Source organism: Nonomuraea sp. JJY05 (assembly GCF_043496855.1).
Taxonomy (GTDB): Bacteria; Actinomycetota; Actinomycetes; order Streptosporangiales; family Streptosporangiaceae; genus Nonomuraea.
The window spans coordinates 1-2607 of the sequence record NZ_JBIEIS010000114.1 but is presented as its reverse complement, the minus strand read 5'-3'; the positions used below and the strand labels follow the sequence as shown (position 1 = coordinate 2607).

Annotated in this window: 1 protein-coding gene and 1 pseudogene; one reads left to right on the top strand and one right to left on the bottom strand. The window is 66.9% G+C overall.

Annotated features, from left to right (window positions below):
* A pseudogene (locus ACFKCF_RS61470) lies at window positions 1-1086 on the bottom strand (IS110 family transposase); the annotation flags it as partial.
* 330 nt (window positions 1087-1416) lie between these two features.
* On the opposite strand from ACFKCF_RS61470, the gene ACFKCF_RS61465 reads away from it, so the two are divergent.
* Entirely contained in the window at window positions 1417-2451 is a 1035-nt protein-coding gene (locus ACFKCF_RS61465) for an IS110 family transposase (protein WP_394506754.1), read from the top strand.
* Window positions 2452-2607 lie beyond the last annotated feature (156 nt).

The window sequence follows — 2607 nt, the reverse complement described above, 5'->3', positions numbered from 1 at the left end:
CCGGGGATGCTCCTATGGATGTCAAGCGGCATGTTCTTGATCGTTTGATGTGATGATTCGGTAGAGTTCGCGAGCTACGTAGCGCTTCAGGCAGCGGATGATCTCTTTCTTGGACAGGCCGTCTTGGGTGCGTCGTTCCATGTAGGCGCGAGTGCGAGCGTCCCAGCGAAGGCGGCATAGGACGACACGGTAGAGCGCGGCGTTGGCTTGGCGGTCGCCGCCGCGGTTGAGGCGATGTCGGGTGGTCTTGCCAGAGGAGGCGGGGATCGGCGCGACGCCGCACAGCATGGCGAAGGCGGCTTCGCTGTGCAGCCGATCGTGATTCTCGCCTGCGGTGACCAGGAGCTGCCCGGCGGTGTCGGTGCCCACGCCGTGTGCGGCGACCAGAGCGGGGTTGATCGCGGCCACCAGTGGCTCCAGCAGCTCGTCGAGGTCGGCGATCTCGACGGTGAGCTGCTGGTGGCGGCGGGCCAGGCAGCGCAGCGCGATCCGGGCGGCGGTGGCGGGGCTGGCGGCGTCGTCGCGGTCGGGACGCAGGGCGGCGCAGGTGGTGATCAGTTTCATGATCGACAGGCCACGCAGCTGCTGGCGGAGCTCGTCGGGGGCGGTCACGATCAGGGCTTTGAGGCGGCGTTGCGTATCGGCGCGCTGGTCGATGGCGCTGCGCCGGGCGATGCGCAGGTTGCGTAGCGCCTCGATGCGGCCGTCGCGCTGCTTGGGGGTGCCGGTGCGGTCGTCGGCGAGTGCGGCCTTGGCGGCCTGGATCGCGTCGATCGGGTCGGACTTGCCTTGGAACCGCCGGGTCTTGCGGTCGGGCCGATCGATCTCGATCACGTCGATGTGCTCGGCCTGTAGCAGGCGAGTGAGCCCGGCTCCGTAGGCGCCGGTGCCCTCGACCCCGACCCGTGCCAGCTGTCCGAAGGCGCGCATCCAGGTCAGCAGGGCGGTGTATCCGGCAGGGTTGGCGGGGAACTGTTCGGTTCCCAGGACCCGGCCGACCTGGTCGATCACGGCTGCGGTGTGGGTGTCTTGGTGGGTGTCCACGCCGCCGGCGACTTCGTTGACCGGTGCGTTGTCGGGTGTAATGGAGGTCATCGTCGTCCTGTCGTCTTGGCTGGGGGCAGGGCGGCACGCACCAGCCGGGCAAGGCGGACAAGACAGTGATGGGGCCTCTGGCCAGGCTCCTGACTTGTTGAATGAGGCGAAACGCCGGGGTCTGCAGCCCTAGCGTTCAGGGTGCCGGTCGGCGCTGGTTCGCAGGCTTCTTGCCGCCCTGGTGGTTGGCTCATTGATAGCGTGCCATGCCGCCGGCACCCGCCGTGGTGTGGCTCGACAGAGGCATGATCTGCTCAATTCTTCAAGTCAGGGTGCCCGCCACGGCGCGACCCAAAGCCGTCGGCCACCGTGGAGCTCCCTGTGATCACCATCGGAATCGATCCGCACAAGTCCTCGCTCACCGCCGTGGCGGTCGACGCCGCCGGCCGCCTGATCAGCCAGCGCCGCTTCACCGTCAACTCCGGCACCTTCCGCCAGCTCACCGCCTGGGCTGCGGCATGGCTCGAGCGCCGATTCGCCGTCGAAGGTGCCAACGGCCTCGGCCGCGGCATTGCCCAGCAGCTGTCCGCCGCTGGCGAGCACGTACTCGATGTCCCTGCGAAATTGTCGGTGCGCGCCCGTCTGCTGAACACCGGCGGCGGACGCAAGAGCGACCGAGCCGACGCGCTCAGCGTCGCGCAGGTTGCCCTCCACCGGCGCGACCTGCGCGTCGTCACATGCGAAGACCAGAACACCATCTTGCGGCTGCTGTCTGAACGGCGTGATGACCTGGCTCATGAGCGCACGCGTATCCTCAATCGCCTGCACGGGCTGCTGCGCGAGCTGGTCTCCGGTGGCGCTGCTACCGGCCTGTCTGCGGATAAGGCCGCCGCCCTGCTACGGACGGTCCGTCCCACCACCGCCACTCAGGCCCTGCGACGTGATCTCGCCCGCGACCTCCTTGCTGATCTGCGACGCGTCGACCAGCGACTCAAGGACAACGAAGCGCAATCGCGGGACGCACTGGCCGCTGCGGGTAGCACGTTAACCGACATTCATGGCGTCGGTATCGTCCTGGCCGCCAAGATCCTCGGTCACGTCGGTGATGTCACGCGGTTTCGCACCCCGGATCGGTTCGCCAGTTACACCGGCACCGCTCCGCTCGACGCTTCCAGCGGTGATCAAATCCGGCACCGCCTCAACACCGGCGGCAACCGGCAACTCAATTCCGCCCTGCACACCATTGCCGTGTGCCAATCCCGTGATCCGGGCCCCGGACACATCTACTACCAGCGGAAGATCACCGAGAAGAAGACCCCCGCCGAAGCCCGCCGCGCACTGAAACGACGACTGTCCAATGTGATCTACCGACGCATCCGAAAAGATCAACAACGAGTCGCAACGGCAGCCGCTTGACACACAGAGGCGCTATGAAGTCACGGGCGCCAGGTCCGGTGAGTGCACATGAGCGCTTCCCGGCCAGGGTCGACAGATCCCGTTGAGGACCCAGAGGTCAGTCAGTCCATGGGTCAAACCCTGGCGGGAAGCGCTCATCTACATCATCACTGTCAG